This is a genomic window from Aromatoleum toluclasticum ATCC 700605 (genome assembly GCF_000378245.1).
Lineage (GTDB): Bacteria > Pseudomonadota > Gammaproteobacteria > Burkholderiales > Rhodocyclaceae > Aromatoleum > Aromatoleum toluclasticum.
This window is the reverse complement of the sequence record NZ_KB899506.1, coordinates 15760-31942: the sequence shown is the minus strand read 5'-3', so window position 1 is coordinate 31942 and position 16183 is coordinate 15760. Positions and strand designations below refer to the sequence as shown.

Below are 16183 nucleotides of genomic sequence, written 5' to 3'. Positions count from 1 at the left end.
AAGGCGTGATGCCGCTGACCGGGCCGTAGGTGCCGGGCAGGGCGTGGGCGGTGAAGTCTGAGGGTTGCGCACCAACCCGAGTTGGATCCGGACGCGACGAACGAGTGCCCGGCGTATCGGACAGTACACAGCCAGACGCGTCGCAGGTGGATAAGCGCATGGCGCGAGGCGACAAGTAACAGGCGGAGGGTCTGACTAAGATCGGGCGTAGGCAAGGCGCAGACGCTCGCCGACTCGGTGCGGCGCGCGTCGCAGCGGGCCGCGCTCGGCGCCGCTTCCATTTCCGTCGCACGTGGCGCAACACGCGAGAACGTTCTCGCACGCGCCCGTGCACAAGGAAAACGGTGCGATCACGGACGTTGCAGGAGCGTGGCGGCATGGCCGATGAAGCAAGGGTGTTGGTCGTCGATGACGACCCGGTGACGAGAAACCTGCTCGCGGAATACTTCGCGGCCGAGGACTATCGCGTCTTCTGCGCGGAGACGGCGGAGATGGCCGGGGATATCGTCGCAGCCGAGAAGATGGACCTCGTGTTGCTCGACATCCGGCTCCCGGGCAAGGACGGGCTGACCCTGACGCGCGAGCTCCGCGTGAATAGCGAAGTCGGCATCATCCTCGTGTCGGGCAAGCAGGACGAGATCGAACGCATCGTCGGCCTCGAGTGCGGGGCGGACGAGTACGTGACCAAGCCGTTCAACCCGCGGGAGATCCTTGCGCGGGCGAAGAACCTCATCCGGCGCGTGAAACGCTCCGGGTCGATGACCGCCGGCTCCGCACGCGGGAAGGAGGTGGCGTTCGGCGACTGGACGCTGCACCCGGACCGCCGCCAGCTAGTCGATGCGTCAGGCGTCGAGGCCGAGCTCACCGAAGGCGAGTTCCAGCTTCTGAAGGCGTTTCTCCGTCATCCCGGTCAGACGATGAGCCGCGACCAGCTGCTCGACCAGATCCGCAACCGCGAATGGGTGCCGAGCGACCGTACCGTGGACGTGCTGGTCGGCCGCCTGCGCCGCAAGCTGAAGGACGACCCGGCGAGCCCGAAAGTCATCCTGACCGTGCACGGGGCCGGATACCGCTTCACTCCGGTTCCACGCGAACGCCCATGAGGTGCGCGAGCGTGGCGCTGGCCCTGTGCGGGCTCGCCGCCGGTGCGCAGGGGGCAACGTTCAGCGCCTGCGGTCATCCCGCCTATCCGCCGGTGTCGTGGGTCACGCAGGGCCAGTTGCGCGGACTCGCGCCCGAGGTCGTAAGCGAGATCTTCCGCGAGATGGGGCACGAGCTGCGCACCGAGCCGCTGGGCAACTGGAAGCGCTGCCTGCTGGAAGCGCAGGAGGGGCGCATCGACGTCGTCGTCGCGGCCTACCGCACATCGGAGCGGGAGCGGCGGCTCGCGTTCTCGACGCAATACCTCGTCGCCGACCCGATCGTCCTCTTCGTCCGGCGCGACCGGCAATTCGCGTTCTCGCGCTGGAGCGACCTGGAGGGCAGGACCGTCGGTTTGCTGCTGGGCGACAGCTTCGGCGAGCGCTTCGACCGTTTCGCCGAGGCCCGCCTGAAGGTCGAGCGGGTGTCGCGCAGTGAGCAGAACGTGCGCAAGCTCGCGCTCGGGCGCATCGACTTCATGCCCGTCGGGCTCCGCACGTGGCGTCTGCAGGGGCAGCGGCTGGGGTACGCCGACGAGATCATGCGCCTGCCCGCGCCGCTGGTCACCGAGCACTACTACGTCGCCGTGCGCCGGGGCTCGCCGCTCGAACCGCTGCTTCCGCACATCGACCGGCGGCTCGCTGAAATGCATGCGGACGGCAGCCTGCAGCGACTGGAGCGCGCGCACGCCGACGCCTACCTGGCGGAACTCGAAGGAACGGAGCCGCATGCTGCGCGCCGCTGAACGCTGGCTGCGGCACCTTCCCGGCTACCGCCGTGAGCATCCGCTCGCGCATCGCGTGACGATCTATGTGCTGGCCTGCAGCCTGGGCTTCGCGCTGCTGTCGACCGCCCTGCAGGTCGCGATCGAGTACCGGCGCGAGATGCGTTCGATCGAGGAACGGATCGAGCTGATCCGCAGCAGCTATCTCGCGAGCCTCGCACGCAGCGTGTGGGATCTCGACGAGGAGCAGTTGCGCCTGCAGTTGCAGGGGATCTCCGATTTTCCCGACATCGGCGGCCTGCGGCTGGATGGTGCCGGCTTCCTGACACCGTTCCAGATCCCCGCCCGCCGACAGGTCATCGTGCCGATCGAGCACGGCTTCGAGCTCGTCTATCCCGCGCCGGAAGGCGACCGGAGCCTGGGGCGGCTGGTCGTGCAGACCGACCGCGGGGCGGTGTTCGCGCGGCTCGGCTGGAGCGGGCTCATCATCCTGTTGAGCCAGACGCTCACCGTCCTGCTGATCGCGGCGGCGCTGGTCGTGGTGTTCCAGTGGTTCGTCACGCGCCACCTCGAGGGCATGGCGCGCTTCGCCCGGCTGCTCGGCGAAGGACGCCTGGATGCGCCGCTGAAGCTGGCGCGTCCGCCTGCGGCCGTGCCCGACGAGCTCGACGCCGTGGTCGCGGCCCTCAACGACATGCAGCTGGCGATCCGCCAGGACATCAGCCGGCGCCAGCTTGCTCACGAACGGCTGCTGTACAGCCGCGACCAGTTCAAGGAAATGGTCGAGAAGCGCACACGCAGCCTGCAGGCGGCCAAGGATGCGGCCGAGGCGGCGAACCGCGCGAAATCGGCCTTCCTCGCCACGATGAGCCACGAGATCCGCACGCCGATGAACGGCATGCTCGGAATGCTGCAGCTCCTGCGTCACAGCGAGATGCCGGAAAAGTCCCGAACCCAGCTCGATATCCTGCAGCGGTCGGGGGAATTGCTGCTCGCGACGCTCAATCACGTCCTTGACTACGCCCGCATCGAGGAAGGGGCGGAGATACCGCAGGAGGAGGCCTTCGACCTTCAGGAGCTGGTCGACAACCAGCTCCTGCTCGTGGCCGCCGCGGCCGGTGCAAAGGGACTGACGCTGGCGGCCGAGATCGCGCCGGGGCTGGCGGGGCGGTATATCGGCGGCGCGGGGAGCCTGCGGCAGATCCTCGGCAACCTGCTGTCGAATGCGATCAAATTTACCCTCGAGGGCGAGGTCAGGCTGCGTGTCGACGCCGATGACAAGGCGGGAGCCGCGAGCCGCCTACGCTTCGAGGTTTCCGACACCGGCATCGGCATCGACGAAACACAGCAGGCGCGCATCTTCGAGCGCTTCACCCAGGCCGACGACACGATCACGCGGCGTTTCGGCGGATCCGGCCTCGGATTGGCGATATGCAGGAAGCTGGTCGAAGGCCTGGGCGGAACGATCGGCGTGACGAGCGTGCCGGGAGAGGGGAGTCGCTTCCGGCTCGAGGTGCCGGTACGGGCCTTGCCGCCGGAGGCATCCGTGACGCGGTCGGTGGCCGCGGCAGACCTGCCGAGCCTGAGCCTGCTCCTCGTCGAGGATGTCGAGGTGAATCGTCTGGTCCTGTGCGGCCTGCTCGAACATGCCGGGCATCTGGTGTGCACGGCCGTGGACGGCCGGCAGGCGCTCGATATCTGCAGGCAGCAGGGGTTCGACGCGATCCTCATGGACATGCACCTGCCGATCATGAGCGGAAGCGAAGTGAGCCGGGAGATCCGAAGCGACCCCGGCAACCTGAACGGGGCCACGCCGATCATTGCGCTGACCGCCAGCGTGAGCCCCGAAGACATCCGGCACTGCCTCGGTCACGGCATGGACGCCGTCGTGGCCAAGCCCGTCCGGATCGAACATCTGCTGCAGACCCTCGCCGAAGTGCTCGGGCTAAAGGAGCCATTCATCCCGGCCCCGATGCGCGAGAACGAGGCTGAGCGCTCTGTGACGGTGGACAGGCGCTTGCTGGTGGCCCATGCGCGGGTGTTCGGCTGCGCCCGTGTCCGGAGCCTGGTGGCGCTGCTGCGCGAGCAGGCTAACGCCACCCTGCCGCAATTCACCGAGGCGCTCGAGCAGGGGGATCTGTTCGAAGTGCAGGAACTGGCGCACAAACTCGCCGGCGCATGCGAAATGCTGGGCCTGCGGGACAGCAGCGAGCGCTTGCGCGCGTTGGAGGGGAAGGCCGGCGCAGATGACGTCGCCGGTTGCCGCAGCACGCACGACGGGCTCGGAATCATTCTGGCGCGTGAGCTTGATGAGGCCGGGGATTGCCTGCAACCCGACGAGCCCGCCCCTGCTGCGTCCGGCCGGGACGAGATGCAGGGCCGGGCAGCATAGATCCCGTCAGGGGCGACGCCGCCGCGCGCCGACCTGCGACGGGGAGACGCCGAAAAATTCCCGGTAGCAACGGCTGAAGTGCGGCGCGCCGCTGAAGCCGCAGGCGATCGCGATGCTGGTGATCGGCTCGTTCGTCTGCTGCAGGAGGCGCCGGGCGCGCGTGATGCGGGTCTCGAGGTAATAGCGCGCCGGCGTGGCATTCATGTAGTGCTGGAACATCCTGTCGATCTGGCGGCGCGACACCTGGGCGTGCTGCGCCAGGTCGTCGATGCTGAGGGGTTCCTCGATGTTGTTCTTCATCAGCTGCAGGACCGTGCGGAGCGCCGCGGGCAGCGTGGGATCGTCCGCCAGCGCCGTCATCGGAAGGTCGGGCAGGTCATCGAGGGTGCGGTCGCAGGAGAGGATCTCCTCCACGCCGCGCACCACCTCCTCGCCGTGATGGTTGCGGATCACGGCCAGCATCATGCTCAGGGCGCTGTTGGCGCCGGCAGATGAAATGCGGTCGCGATCGATGACAAAAGGATGCGCAAGGAGCTTGACCTGCGGACACACTTCCTCCAGCCCGGCGCGACTGTCGGGGTGCACCGTGCAGGCGTAGCCGTCGAGGAGCCCCGCGTGCGCGAGCAGGTAGCTGCCGTTCCACAGGCCGCCCAGCATGATGCGATGCCGTGCAGCCTCGCGGAGTTTTTCGACGGTCGGACGCGCGGGCTCGAGCTTCGAGCGGTAACCGCCGCACACGATCAGGACGTCGAGTGTCTTCACGGGGATGGATGGCAAGTCGCCATCGACCGAGATATTGATCGCGAGGTCGCTGCGAACCGTCGATCCTTCGAGGCTGTACGTCTCGAAGCTGTATAGCGGCTTGCCGCTGACGAGGTTGGCGGTGACGATGGCGTCGACGGCGCCGGTAAACGCCATCATCGAGAAATGTTCGAGCAACAGGAAACCGATGCGCCTGCAGATCGTCGTGGGGACGCCTTCGGCGTGTTGTCCGGGCAGGTGGGCCTGATTGCTGTGACGCAGGCGACTGTCGAACTTGCGCTGGTGCTGGAGCGGTTTGTCAGCCATGCCGGTCCCGTCGTGTCGACGCTCGTGTCTGCAGGAAAGATCAAATTATAAAGGCACGACCCCCTCGAAGAGGGGCCGTGCCCGGGGCTTGCGGCGCACCGGGGCGCCGCCTTGCCGGATTGCCGTCAGGCCGCCGCCGGACTCGGCTTCAGGCCGCCCAGCGGTTCATCGTGGTCGAAGGTCTGGATCGCTTCGCCGTTAGCATGCCACCGCGCTTTTTCCGCCGCGCTGGCGCGTGGCGAGAACCAGCCCATGTAGGCGTAGAAGATGCCGATCACCGGCGACATCCAGCATGCGAACGACAGAGGAATATACAGCAGGTTCTGGAAATTGCCTTCGGCCACGCCCAGTCCGAGCGCGGTGATGACGATGGCGCCGCCGGCGTTCCAGGGCACCAGCGGGGACACGAGGGTGCCACCCTCTTCAAGCGCGCGTGACAGGTTCAGCGTCGAATAACCCTTGCCGCGATACGCAGGGGCGTACATGCGGCCGGGCAGGGCGATCGAGAGGTAGGGGTCGCCCGCAACCAGGTTCGTCGCGATCGCGGTGCCCGTAGCCGCAGCGTGCATCGAGCCGAAGCGGCGCGTACGCTTGAGCATCGCGTCGACGATCACTTCGAGGCAGCGCGTGTGTTCGAGCGCGCCGCCGAAACCCAGCGCGATCATGACCAGCGTGATGACCCAGGTCATCGACTGGATGCCGCCGCGGTTGAGCAGGCTGTCGATGTCCTTCACCCCGGACTCGAGCTTGTAGCCGTTTTGCATGTAGGCGAACACGTCGTGCAGGCTGGCACCCTGTACCACCATGGCGACCAGCGCTCCGGCGATGGCGCCGGCGAACAAGGACGGGATCGCGGGCATCTTGCGAAGCGCGAGGAACAGCACGAGGGCGGCAGGCAGCAGGACCGTCCACGACAGCGTGAAGTGCTTCTCGATGCCGGTCGTGATCATCTCGACCTTGCTAAAGTCGACTGCCTGGCCGCCGATCAGGCTGAAGCCCGCAACGAGGTAGATTGCGAACGCGATCAGCATCGACGGGATCGTCGTGGGCATCATGTTGCGGATGTGATCGAACAGGCCCACGCCGGCTACCGCGGGAGCGAGGTTCGTCGTGTCCGATAGCGGCGATACCTTGTCGCCGAAGAACGCGCCCGATACCACGGCGCCGGCAGTCCAGTACGGCGGGATGTCGAAACCCGCGCCAATGCCCATCAGCGCGAGGCCCACCGTGCCGGTCGTGCCCCAGGACGTCCCCAGGGACACCGACACCAGGGAACACAGCAGCATCCCCGCGGCAAGGAACCACTGCGGGGTCAGGAGGTTGAGTCCCGCGTGGATGATATAGGGCACCGTGCCGCTCGCGATCCACGTACCGATGATCATGCCGACGACGATCAGGATCGCAATCGACTGCAGCCCGATGCTGACGATGCGCAGCACCCCCTGTTCCATCTGCTGCCAGCGATGGCCCTGCAGCCAGCCAATCGCCGTGGTGATCGCAAGACCGATCGCCAGCGGTACGTGGGGGGTGAAGTCCTTGTAGTAGAAGAGTTGCACGCCCAGCACGCCGAGCGTGAGGACGATGGGCAGCAGGGCGAGGCCGAGCGAGGGCCTCTCGGTGCGCAGATCACTCATTGTTTTGTCTCCGAATATATGACCCGACGATCGTCCGGGACCGTCGAGGACAGCAGGATTTCTTCGCTGCCGATTCGGAGGCTAGCAAGCAGTTGTAAACGGGGTTTCGAGCGTTTGTGCAGATTTGTGATGGCTTGTCATGTGCGCCTTTACATTCCGCGCCATTGCGCCCTGCAATCCGGTCGGTGCTGCGCCGCGCTGACTCGCCGCGACGCCCGATGCTCGTCCCGTGCCGGGTAGGGGCATACGAAGCCGCGTCTATCGCTTTATGTGCACAAACGGCAATAATCGAATGATAATTGTAAATATTCAGATCAATAGTATTGGCTAGTATTCCTCCAGACAAAGACGCCTTTGTCGCAACCCCGAAACCCACACTGTCTGGAGACGACACATGGAAAGCCAACTCAACGACATGCTCAAGCAAGCCTTCGCCGAAGCCACCAAGCTGTACCAGGACCGCGGCTTCCAGCGCCGCGTGGGCTTCGGCAAGAGGCCGGCGCTGATCAACGTCGACCTCGCCAACGCCTGGACCCGTCCCGGCAACCCCTTCACCTGCGAGAAGATCGACGACGAGATCATCCCCGGCGTGCAGCGCCTGCTGAAAGCCTGCCGCGAGAACAACCATCCGGTGATCCACGTGACGACCTGCTACCAGGTCACGGACCGCAAGAATCCGCACACCGACATGGGTCTGTGGCACAACAAGATCCCGGTCGATGTCGTCAATCAGGAAGACGAGAACATCTGGGCAATCGACTCGCGCATCGCGCCGATCGCCGGTGAGCAGGTGCTGATCAAGAAGCGCGCGAGCTCCTTCCATGGCACCTACCTCGCGGGCTTCCTGCGCGCGGCGGGTGTCGACACCATCCTCGTGACCGGCGTGACCGCGTCGGCCTGCGTGCGCACGACGCTGTGCGACGGCCTGGCCGAAGGCTTCCGCACCATCGCCGTGCGCGAGTGCATCGGCGACCGCGTACCCGGCGCGGTCGAGTGGAACCTGTTCGACATCGATGCCAAGTTCGCCGACGTCGAGTCGGTCGATCGCTGCGTCGATTACCTGTACTCGATGAAGGGCTGATCGGGCACGCGGCGGGGGGGTGGCCGTCCCCCCGTCGCCGGCCCGTGTGCCCCGAACTCGCCCGTGCGGCGTTCTCGTGGCCGTGCGCAGTGTTCTCCCTCCTTGTGACCTACCTCAGGTCGTGCATTTTTCCGGTGATGGACGGGCAGGACGGTGCTGCGTATGCAAATGTCCCAATGGTGTTCGGATAGTTCGCACGGATCGCAATAATCATGACCGAACTGTAAATAGATCCGGAAATGGCTTCGACTAGGATTCGGGTGAGAGGGAGCGTCGGACGGACGGTCTGCACAGACAATATCTCGCCCATGCTGGCAAGCAGCTCGGCTGCGATATCCCTTCAGCCTGAGCGTACAGGGTTCATTCACGCCGCCATCGCCGTCCTGAGGCGCGAGGGCACGAACGGGAGATCGGAAGCATGTCCGCGACGAACGGTTCCACCTCTTTCCTCGATTCCCTGTCTCCCGGCGAAGGCGGCCTGACCGGCCATCAGCCGCTTGCGGACCCGGGCGACGTGGCCGCGCAGCTGCACCGCGACGCCGTCGTGATTGACGGTCTGATTGTCGCGAAGTGGGATCGCGATCTCTTCGAGGACATGCGGCGAGGCGGCCTCTCTGCGGCAAACTGCACGGTGTCGATCTGGGAAGGGTTTGGTGACACCGTGGACCAGATCGCGCAGATGAACGCGCTGATCGAAGCGAACGCCGACTGCCTGCTGAAGGTGCGCACGACCGCGGATATCGAGCGGGCCAAGCGTGAAGGCCGGACGGGCGTCATCCTCGGGTTCCAGAACGCGACGGCCTTCGAGGACCGCCTGGGATACGTGCAGATATTCAAGGACCTCGGCGTCGGGGTCGTGCAGCTGTGCTACAACACGCAGAACCTCGTCGGGACCGGCTGCTACGAACGGGATGGCGGCTTGTCGGGATTCGGGCGCGAGATCCTCGTCGAAATGAACCGAGTGGGAATTCTTTGCGATCTGTCGCATGTCGGCCCGAATACCGCGCGCGAAGCAATAGCCGAATCGCGCAAGCCGGTTTGCTATTCGCATTGCCTGCCGAGCGGCCTCAAGGATCATCCGCGAAACAAATCGGACTCCGAATTGAAATTCATCGCGGACCATGGCGGCTTCGTCGGCGTGACGATGTTTACGCCATTCCTGAAAAACGGCGTGAACTCCACGGTCGATGACTATGTCGAAGCCATTCGCTACGTATTCGATCTCGTGGGCGAAGAGAATGTCGGCATCGGCACGGATTTCACGCAAGGCCACGACGCGGCGTTTTTTGCGCGCCTCGTTCATGACAAGGGCTATGCGCGCCGCCTGACCAATTTCGGCGAAATCGTCAATCCTCGCGGAATTCGTACCGTCGCCGAATATCCCAATCTGACCGCCGCTTTGCTGAAAGGCGGATTCACTCCGACGCAGACGCGGCGGATCATGGGCGAAAACTGGCTGCGCTTGCTGAAAGACGTGTGGGGCGAATAAGCACGCTCGCGGTGCGGTTTTCCAGTTTGGCATAACCCGGCGCGGCATCAGGTTGCCGCGAAATGCCACCATTTTTCAGCTACTCGCGGATTCAACAGACGTCGATCGTCCGTATCTCGCGATGCCACGCATTCCAGGATGTCCGCAGGGAGGAAACTCGGGGAAATTCAAAAGGTGCATTGCGCGGACAGAATGTGCGATCTGTCAATAACCCGGAATGGAGAAAATCAAATAAACGACTAATAAAGCAACGCCCCAAAAGGAATCACAATAACCATGATCTGCACTCGCCTGGTGCAGGAGACAAAGACGATGGCTACGAAACAATAATAAGAACCGAAAAAAGCTGCCGATTCAGTGGCAATGTGCCGGATATGGGTCATTTGCTTCTCGTTCTAATCTGGCATCGTAATTGCTAGAACCTGATTGCCAATTCATTTAATTCAATGATGGATCGTGCAAAGGATGTTGCGTGCGAATTGCCCGCATCAACGGTGACGAGGTCGGCCAGGGAGTCGTGCAATGAAACGCGGTCTGACGTTCGTGGCTATTCGAATACCAAAGGAGAAGTGCCCGTGAATATCTTGATGTTGAAAAGGATCGTTGCCGCAGCAATGCTGGCGGTCGCAGGTGTCGCAGCGGCGGCCGATACGATCGAATTGAAGATGCACAGCCAGATCGTCGAATCCCGCCCTGAGGCGAAATATCTGCAGCAGTTCGCCGACGACGTGGCGGCGCGCTCGAACGGTCGCCTGAAGATCAACGTGTTCCACGCAGGATCGCTGGGCCTGAAGGACACGGATCTGCTGCGCATCATGCAGGCCGGGGCGGTGGACATGGCGATGCTGTATGGAGAGTACTTCACGCGCGACGCCCCCGAGCTGGGCGTTGTGTATGTGCAGGGCGCCATCCGCACGCCCCAGCAGCATCTCCAGCTGCTGCCGACAATGCGCGCGATCTACGAGGAGGGCTACTCGAAGTGGCACATCCATACCGTTGGCGGTGTCGTGAGCCCGGTGTTCAACGTCGGCGTGCACTGCAAGGAGCCGATCAACAACCTGTCCCAGCTTAAAGGGAAGAAGCTGCGCGTGTGGGGCAGCCACCTGGTGAGCACTTTCCAGGGGCTGGACGTGGCGGCGCAGGTCATTCCGCAGAACAGCATGTACATGGCCCTGCAGACCGGCGTGGTCGACTGCGCCTACTACCTGTCGACGGTGGCCAAGACGGTATCGCTGCAGGAAGTCGCGAAGTACGAGGCTTACCTGCACCCGTGGGCCGCCGTGCCGTGGATGTTCGGCGTGAGCGACAAGGCGTGGTCGCGCCTGCCCAAGGATCTGCAGGCGGTGCTTGCCGAAGCGGGCGAGGCGATGTGGGCCAAGACGCGCGAGGCAGCCGTCAGTCCGCAGCGCGAGAGCGCCGCCATCGAGGAACGCAAGGCGCTCGGCATCACCATGCTGCAGCCCTTCCCCGAGGGTGACGTGAGTGCTTTCGCGGCCGCATCCGACAAGGCCTGGGCGGACATGGCGAAATCGGCGGGCCCCAAGGGCACCGAGTACTACCAGCGAATGAAGGAGGCGATTGCAAAGCTGACACCCTGAGCGGTGTCGCCTGGGCGGCCGGCCAAGCTTGCGGCAGCGGCCGCCCCGATCGTTTCCGTACCTCTCGCTGGAGTCCAAGATGCAAGTCCTGATCCGCTGCCTGGAATGGCTCGCGCTCGGCATGAACCGGCTCGCGGCCGTGGCCGCCGTGCTGATGAGCCTGTTCGTGTTCCTGGGCGTCGTGATGCGCTACTTCGTCGGCGCACCCTTCGCCTTTTCCGATGAATTCATCGGCCTGCTGTTCGCCACGATGGCCTTCCTCGCGATGCCGCTGGGCCTCGTGATGCGCCGTCACATCATCCTCGACATCGTCACGCGCGGCCTGCAGGGGCCGCTGCGCCACTTCGTCGACATAGGCGCCACCGTGATCCTCACTACCTTCTGTGCGTGGTTCCTCGCGCTCTCCTACGATTTCGCCGACTACTCGCGCCTGCTCGACGCGCGTTCGGACATCGGCTCGATGCTGCTGTGGCCGTGGATGGCGATGCTGCCGCTGTGCACCGTGGTGATGGTGCTCGTCAGCCTCGGCCAGCTCTTCGACAGCCTGCGCCAGCTCGCCGGCCGGCCGTCGCTGTTCTCCCTCGCGGGCGAGGAGGAAGTGCTATGACCTGGGGCATCCTTTCGACCAGCATGCTCGTGCTGATGGTCACCGGGGCGGTGCTGGGCGCCGCGCTCGGGCTCACCGGCCTGATCCTGCTGCAGTTCCAGGTGGGCGACGCGAGCTCGCTCGCGGTGCAGGCGGTGTGGAACACCTTCACCGACTTCACGCTGAGCGCCGTGCCGCTGTTCATCTTCCTCGGTGACATCCTGATGGCGAGCGGCATCTCCGGGCGCATCTACAACGGCCTCACGCCGCTGTTCCACCGCTGCTCGGGCAAGCTGCTGCACACCAACATCGCGGTATGCACGGTGTTCGGCGCGGTCAGCGGGTCGAGCTCGTCGACCGCAGCGGCGATCGGCTCGGTCGGTTATCCCGAGCTGGTCAAGCGCGGCTACGACCCGGCGACCGTCATCGCCTCGCTCGCGGCCGGCGGCACGCTGGGCCTGCTGATCCCGCCCAGTCTGTCGCTGCTGATCTACGGCGCGACGCAGGACGTGTCGATCGGCAAGCTATTCCTCGCCGGCATCGTGCCGGGCCTGCTCATCGCCGGCCTGTTCTCGGCTTACATCGCGGGCCTGTGCTACTTCCGCAAGGATCTGGTGCCGAAGGAAGACGAGCGGCCGAGCTGGGGCGAGATCTTCACCGGCCTGCGCGCTATCTGGCCGCTGCCCATCCTGATCTTCTTCGTGCTCGGCACGATCTACATGGGGCTCGCGACGACCACCGAGGCCGCCGCACTGGGCGTGGTCGCGGCGACGGTGCTGGGCTTCGTGTGGGGTGACCTGACGTTGCCGAAGCTGTGGCAGTCGTTCAAGACCTCGGTGCTGATGTTCGGCACGATCGCGATGGTTCTGCTCGGCACGCTGATCCTCGCGCAGGCGATCAGCGTCCTTGGCCTGCCCAAGGAGCTCGTCGACTGGGTCGCGAAGATGGGTCTGAGCCGCTACGAGGTGCTGTTCGCGATCGTGCTCGTGTATCTGGTGCTGGGCTGCTTCTTCGACGGCATCTCGCTACTGCTGATGACGCTGCCGATCGCCTTCCCGCTGATGATGTCGATGCAGTTCGATCCGGTCTGGTTCGGCATCATCGTCACGATCCTGATGGAGGTCGGCATGATCACGCCGCCGGTGGGGCTCAACCTCTTCGTGCTCGTGACGATCTCCAGGCGCAAGGTGAGCCTCGGCGAGGCGTCGTGGGCCACCGTGCCGTACTGGCTGATCATGCTCAGCGTGATCGCGCTGTTCACGGCCTTCCCGCAAATCGTGACCTTCGTGCCCGAGCACTTCTTCTGACCGGCGCATCGTTCTCTGCTTGCAACCCGCTGCCCCCCCCGGGCGGCGGGGCGCCTTTATTGCCGCATGATGAATGAGACTGTTGCGAACAAGGGCAACAATGGCGTCGCAAACTGCAATAGTGAGGTCCGCGCCCCCCGCTATCCTCATGCCTCCTGCGCGATGCCGAATTCGTCCGCGTTGTCGTGCAGGAACTCGGCGAAGCGCTCGACGGTGGGGGTTGGAATGTCCTTGCGCCAGCACACCATGGTTTCCAGGGGCTTCTGCCGACCCGCGAGCGGGCGGATCACGAGGCCCTTGCGCTGGATGTTCTCCGCGCAGCGCGCGTACAGTGCCACGCCGATGTTCGCGGCGACCAGTCCGAAGATGCCGTCGCTCGTGGATGCCTCTTGCGCGACGAGGGGGGAAAAGTTGGCCGCGTGGCACAGCGCGAAGAAATGGGTCCGGAACGCTTCCCACGAGTCCTTGGAACCGAGGATGAATTTCTCGTTGGCGAGGTCGCGGATGGAGATCGAAGGCTTGGCCGCGAGCGGATGGGCGGCCGGCAACAGCACCACGAGGTCCTCGCGCTCGATCATGAACTGGCGCACCGACGGGGATTCGAAGGGGCCGATCAGGAAGCCGACATCGATCCGAGATTCGAGCAGGGCCTCCTTCTGCTTGGAGCTCGGAAAGTGGAAGAGCTCGACCTTGATGCCGGGATGGGTCTGCAGGAACCGCTCGATGATCATGGGCAGCTTGCCGTTTATCGCGAAGTCCATGTACGCGATGCGCAGGTAGCCGACCTTGCCGTCGGCGGCGGCCTGCGCGAGGAGCGAGGCCTTTTCGATGTGCCCGAGCGCGAGACGGCACTCGTACAGGAAGGTGCGGCCGGCGTCGGTGAGATGCACCACGCGCGTCGTGCGTGACAGCAACTCCGCCCCGACGGCTTCCTCCAGATGCTGGATGGTGCGCGTGAGCGCCGACTGCGTCATGTGAAGCCGCTCGGCGGCCGGGCGGAACTGCAGTTCTTCTGCGACGGCAATGAAGGCGCGCATGTGGCGGATTTCGAAACGCATGGATGCCTCACGATGGTTGAACGGGATAATAATCATTTTCAGCAATAATTAAACTAGAACTGTAAATAATCTTCGCAATAGTGTCGACTAGGATTCACGCTGGACTCACTGTCGGGCTATTGGCCGCGACGAAGACGAAAAGGGGACGAGATGGCGGGACAGAGAGCAGGACGGAACGGTCTGCGGCGCGTAGTGGTGACTGGCTGGGGGCTGGCGACGCCGCTCGGCGTCGGCGTCGAGCACACGTGGGGTCGGCTCCTTGCTGGCGAATCGGGCATTCGCGCTATCGATCGCTTCGAGGTTGCCGACCTGCCGTCGCGCATCGCAGGCCTGCTGCCGGCGGGATCCCGGGCCGAGGGCGGTTTCGACGCGGGCGAATGGGTGCCGGCGAAGGACCAGCGCAAAATGGACCGCTTCGCGATGTATGCGCTGTGTGCCGCCGAACAGGCGTTGCAGGACGCCGGCTGGCATCCCGCGACGCGTGAATCGCGTGAGCGGACCGGCGTGCTGATCGGCTCGGGCATAGGCGGCTTGCCTGCCCTGGCCGAGGGTGCGGTGACGCTCGAACGGCAGGGCGCACGGCGCATCTCGCCTTTCTTCATCCCCTCCGCACTCGTGAATCTGGCGGCCGGTCAGGTTGCGATCCGCCACGGCCTTCAGGGGCCCACGCACGGTGTCGCGACCGCCTGCGCGAGCGGCGCCCATGCGATAGGCGACGCGGCGCGCATGGTGATGCTGGGCGACGCCGACGTGATGGTCGCCGGCGGCACCGAGGGGGCGGTGTCACGCCTGGGCATTGCGGGCTTCGCCGCGGCACGCGCGCTGTCGACCGGCTTCAATGATGATCCCAAGGCTGCTTCGCGTCCCTGGGATGCCGGGCGCGACGGTTTCGTGATCGGCGAGGGTGCCGGTATCGTCGTCCTCGAAGACTACGAGCACGCCCGTGCGCGCGGCGCGCACATCCATGCCGAGGTGTTGGGCTACGGGCTGTCGGGTGACGGTTACCACGTCGCCGCGCCGCCCGAGGACGGCGGTGGCGCCGTGCGGGCGATGCGTGCAGCGTTGGCATGGGCGGGGGTCGCCCCGGAGGAGGTCGACTACGTGAATGCGCACGCGACCTCCACTCCGCTTGGGGACCTCGTCGAGCTGCGTGCCCTGCGTGAAGTCTTCGGGGCGCACGCGGAGCGTGCGGGCGAAGGCGGGCTGTCGGTGTCGTCCACCAAGTCGGCGATGGGACACCTGCTCGGCGCCGCCGGCGCGGTCGAGGCGATCCTGTGCATGCTCGCCTTGCGGGACCAGGTGGTTCCTCCGACGCTCAACCTCGGTGCGCCGCCGGAAGGCTTCGAGCGCTTCGATCTCGTGCCCGGTTCGGCCCGGAAGCGCTCCGTGCGTGTCGCACTGTCGAATTCCTTCGGCTTCGGTGGCACCAACGCCGCGCTGGTCGTCGGTGCCGTCACGAACTGAGCGCTTGTGAGCGAAGGGCCGGGGCGCGAGCGCACCGGCCCGACCGCAGATCCTGCACCGGAGGGCGTGCCGGCCCACACGCCCACAACGATTCGAAAACATATTCGAACGAGGAGACAGCAATGACCGGAACAGCAGCCGCAGTACTCATCAGCCCCTCACCCGGCGCGACCTGAGCGGCCTGCCGCCGGACGCAGGTCTGTGCAGGACCGTTCGCTGGGCGAGAGCGATACGTTCATCGGCCGGTGCGTTGCCCGCCCGAACGGCTTCCGCCCGGGGCGCTGCGCGTCCCGCGTCGCCTCCGCACGCCCGTTCCTGCCCCCAGCATGAGTTCAACCGCGTTCCCGGCCGCCCGGTGCTGCCGGCATGGGCTGCGTGCGTCGCCCCTTGCCGCGCGAATCGGGCCCCGTGCCCCACCAGAAATGCCCTTGCTCGCGCTATGCCCTTTGCCTATGCGGAAGGCCTGCGCGAGCGGCTGCTCGATATTTATTGTTGACTCAAAAGAAAATAGTCGAGGATAAATTCTCAATAGACCAGCAATAGTGCAGCGCCTAGTATCCAGTTCGGCAAGCGTTTCCTTGTCCGGGTAAGCAAACATGCAGTAGAGAGGTTCGATATCGCCTAATTGCACAGCGCCGCTTG

The 16183-nt window shown here is 65.0% G+C and carries 12 protein-coding genes; 9 read left to right on the top strand and 3 right to left on the bottom strand.

The genetic code is table 11. The features are described from left to right. Window positions 1–377 precede the first annotated feature (377 nt). The 3 genes from F464_RS0121635 to F464_RS29260 are packed head-to-tail and all read left to right on the top strand — an operon-like array spanning window position 378 to window position 4256. Window positions 378–1103: a response regulator transcription factor gene (locus F464_RS0121635; protein WP_026296212.1), complete on the top strand. Its 726-nt coding sequence runs from the start codon at window positions 378–380 to the stop codon at window positions 1101–1103. Next, complete coding sequence (locus tag F464_RS29265) at window positions 1100–1885, top strand: substrate-binding periplasmic protein (RefSeq protein ID WP_018991948.1); 786 nt, start codon at window positions 1100–1102, stop codon at window positions 1883–1885. The genes F464_RS0121635 and F464_RS29265 overlap by 4 nt, the downstream gene beginning before the upstream one ends. Further along, window positions 1869–4256, top strand: a complete 2388-nt coding sequence (locus F464_RS29260; RefSeq protein WP_018991947.1) for a hybrid sensor histidine kinase/response regulator — start codon at window positions 1869–1871, stop codon at window positions 4254–4256. Before F464_RS29265 ends, F464_RS29260 begins: the two co-directional genes overlap by 17 nt. A gap of 6 nt (window positions 4257–4262) precedes the next feature. Here the strand turns inward: F464_RS29260 and F464_RS0121620 are convergent, their stop codons facing one another. Together F464_RS0121620 and nhaC are read right to left on the bottom strand one after the other, a co-directional pair. Next, window positions 4263–5324, bottom strand: a complete 1062-nt coding sequence (locus F464_RS0121620) for a GlxA family transcriptional regulator (protein ID WP_018991946.1) — start codon at window positions 5322–5324, stop codon at window positions 4263–4265. A gap of 125 nt (window positions 5325–5449) precedes the next feature. Further along, window positions 5450–6958 (bottom strand): Na+/H+ antiporter NhaC, encoded by a 1509-nt coding sequence (gene nhaC, locus F464_RS29255; RefSeq protein WP_018991945.1) that lies wholly within the window; start codon window positions 6956–6958, stop codon window positions 5450–5452. A 394-nt stretch (window positions 6959–7352) separates the two neighbouring features. Here nhaC and F464_RS0121610 point away from each other — a divergent pair, with 394 nt between their 5' ends. The 5 genes from F464_RS0121610 to F464_RS0121585 all read left to right on the top strand — a co-directional run bounded on the left by F464_RS0121610 (window position 7353) and on the right by F464_RS0121585 (window position 13019). After that, on the top strand, window positions 7353–8039 hold the full coding sequence (locus F464_RS0121610; protein WP_018991944.1) for an isochorismatase family protein: 687 nt from the start codon (window positions 7353–7355) through the stop codon (window positions 8037–8039). A gap of 418 nt (window positions 8040–8457) precedes the next feature. Then, window positions 8458–9528, top strand: coding sequence for a dipeptidase (locus F464_RS0121605; RefSeq protein ID WP_018991943.1), 1071 nt, complete (start codon window positions 8458–8460; stop codon window positions 9526–9528). Window positions 9529–10103: 575 nt separating this feature from the next. After that, window positions 10104–11126: a TRAP transporter substrate-binding protein DctP gene (gene dctP, locus F464_RS0121595; protein WP_198292319.1), complete on the top strand. Its 1023-nt coding sequence runs from the start codon at window positions 10104–10106 to the stop codon at window positions 11124–11126. Between the two features lie 79 nt (window positions 11127–11205). After that, on the top strand, window positions 11206–11733 hold the full coding sequence (locus F464_RS0121590; RefSeq protein ID WP_018991940.1) for a TRAP transporter small permease: 528 nt from the start codon (window positions 11206–11208) through the stop codon (window positions 11731–11733). Next, a complete protein-coding gene (locus F464_RS0121585) occupies window positions 11730–13019 on the top strand; it encodes a TRAP transporter large permease (RefSeq protein ID WP_018991939.1) in 1290 nt (429 codons plus the stop codon). Before F464_RS0121590 ends, F464_RS0121585 begins: the two co-directional genes overlap by 4 nt. A gap of 146 nt (window positions 13020–13165) precedes the next feature. On the opposite strand, the gene F464_RS0121580 is transcribed toward F464_RS0121585, so the two are convergent. Then, window positions 13166–14077: a LysR family transcriptional regulator gene (locus F464_RS0121580; protein ID WP_018991938.1), complete on the bottom strand. Its 912-nt coding sequence runs from the start codon at window positions 14075–14077 to the stop codon at window positions 13166–13168. A gap of 150 nt (window positions 14078–14227) precedes the next feature. Between F464_RS0121580 and fabF the strand changes: the two genes are divergently transcribed. Continuing rightward, complete coding sequence (fabF, locus tag F464_RS0121575) at window positions 14228–15541, top strand: beta-ketoacyl-ACP synthase II (protein WP_088179129.1); 1314 nt, start codon at window positions 14228–14230, stop codon at window positions 15539–15541. Window positions 15542–16183 lie beyond the last annotated feature (642 nt).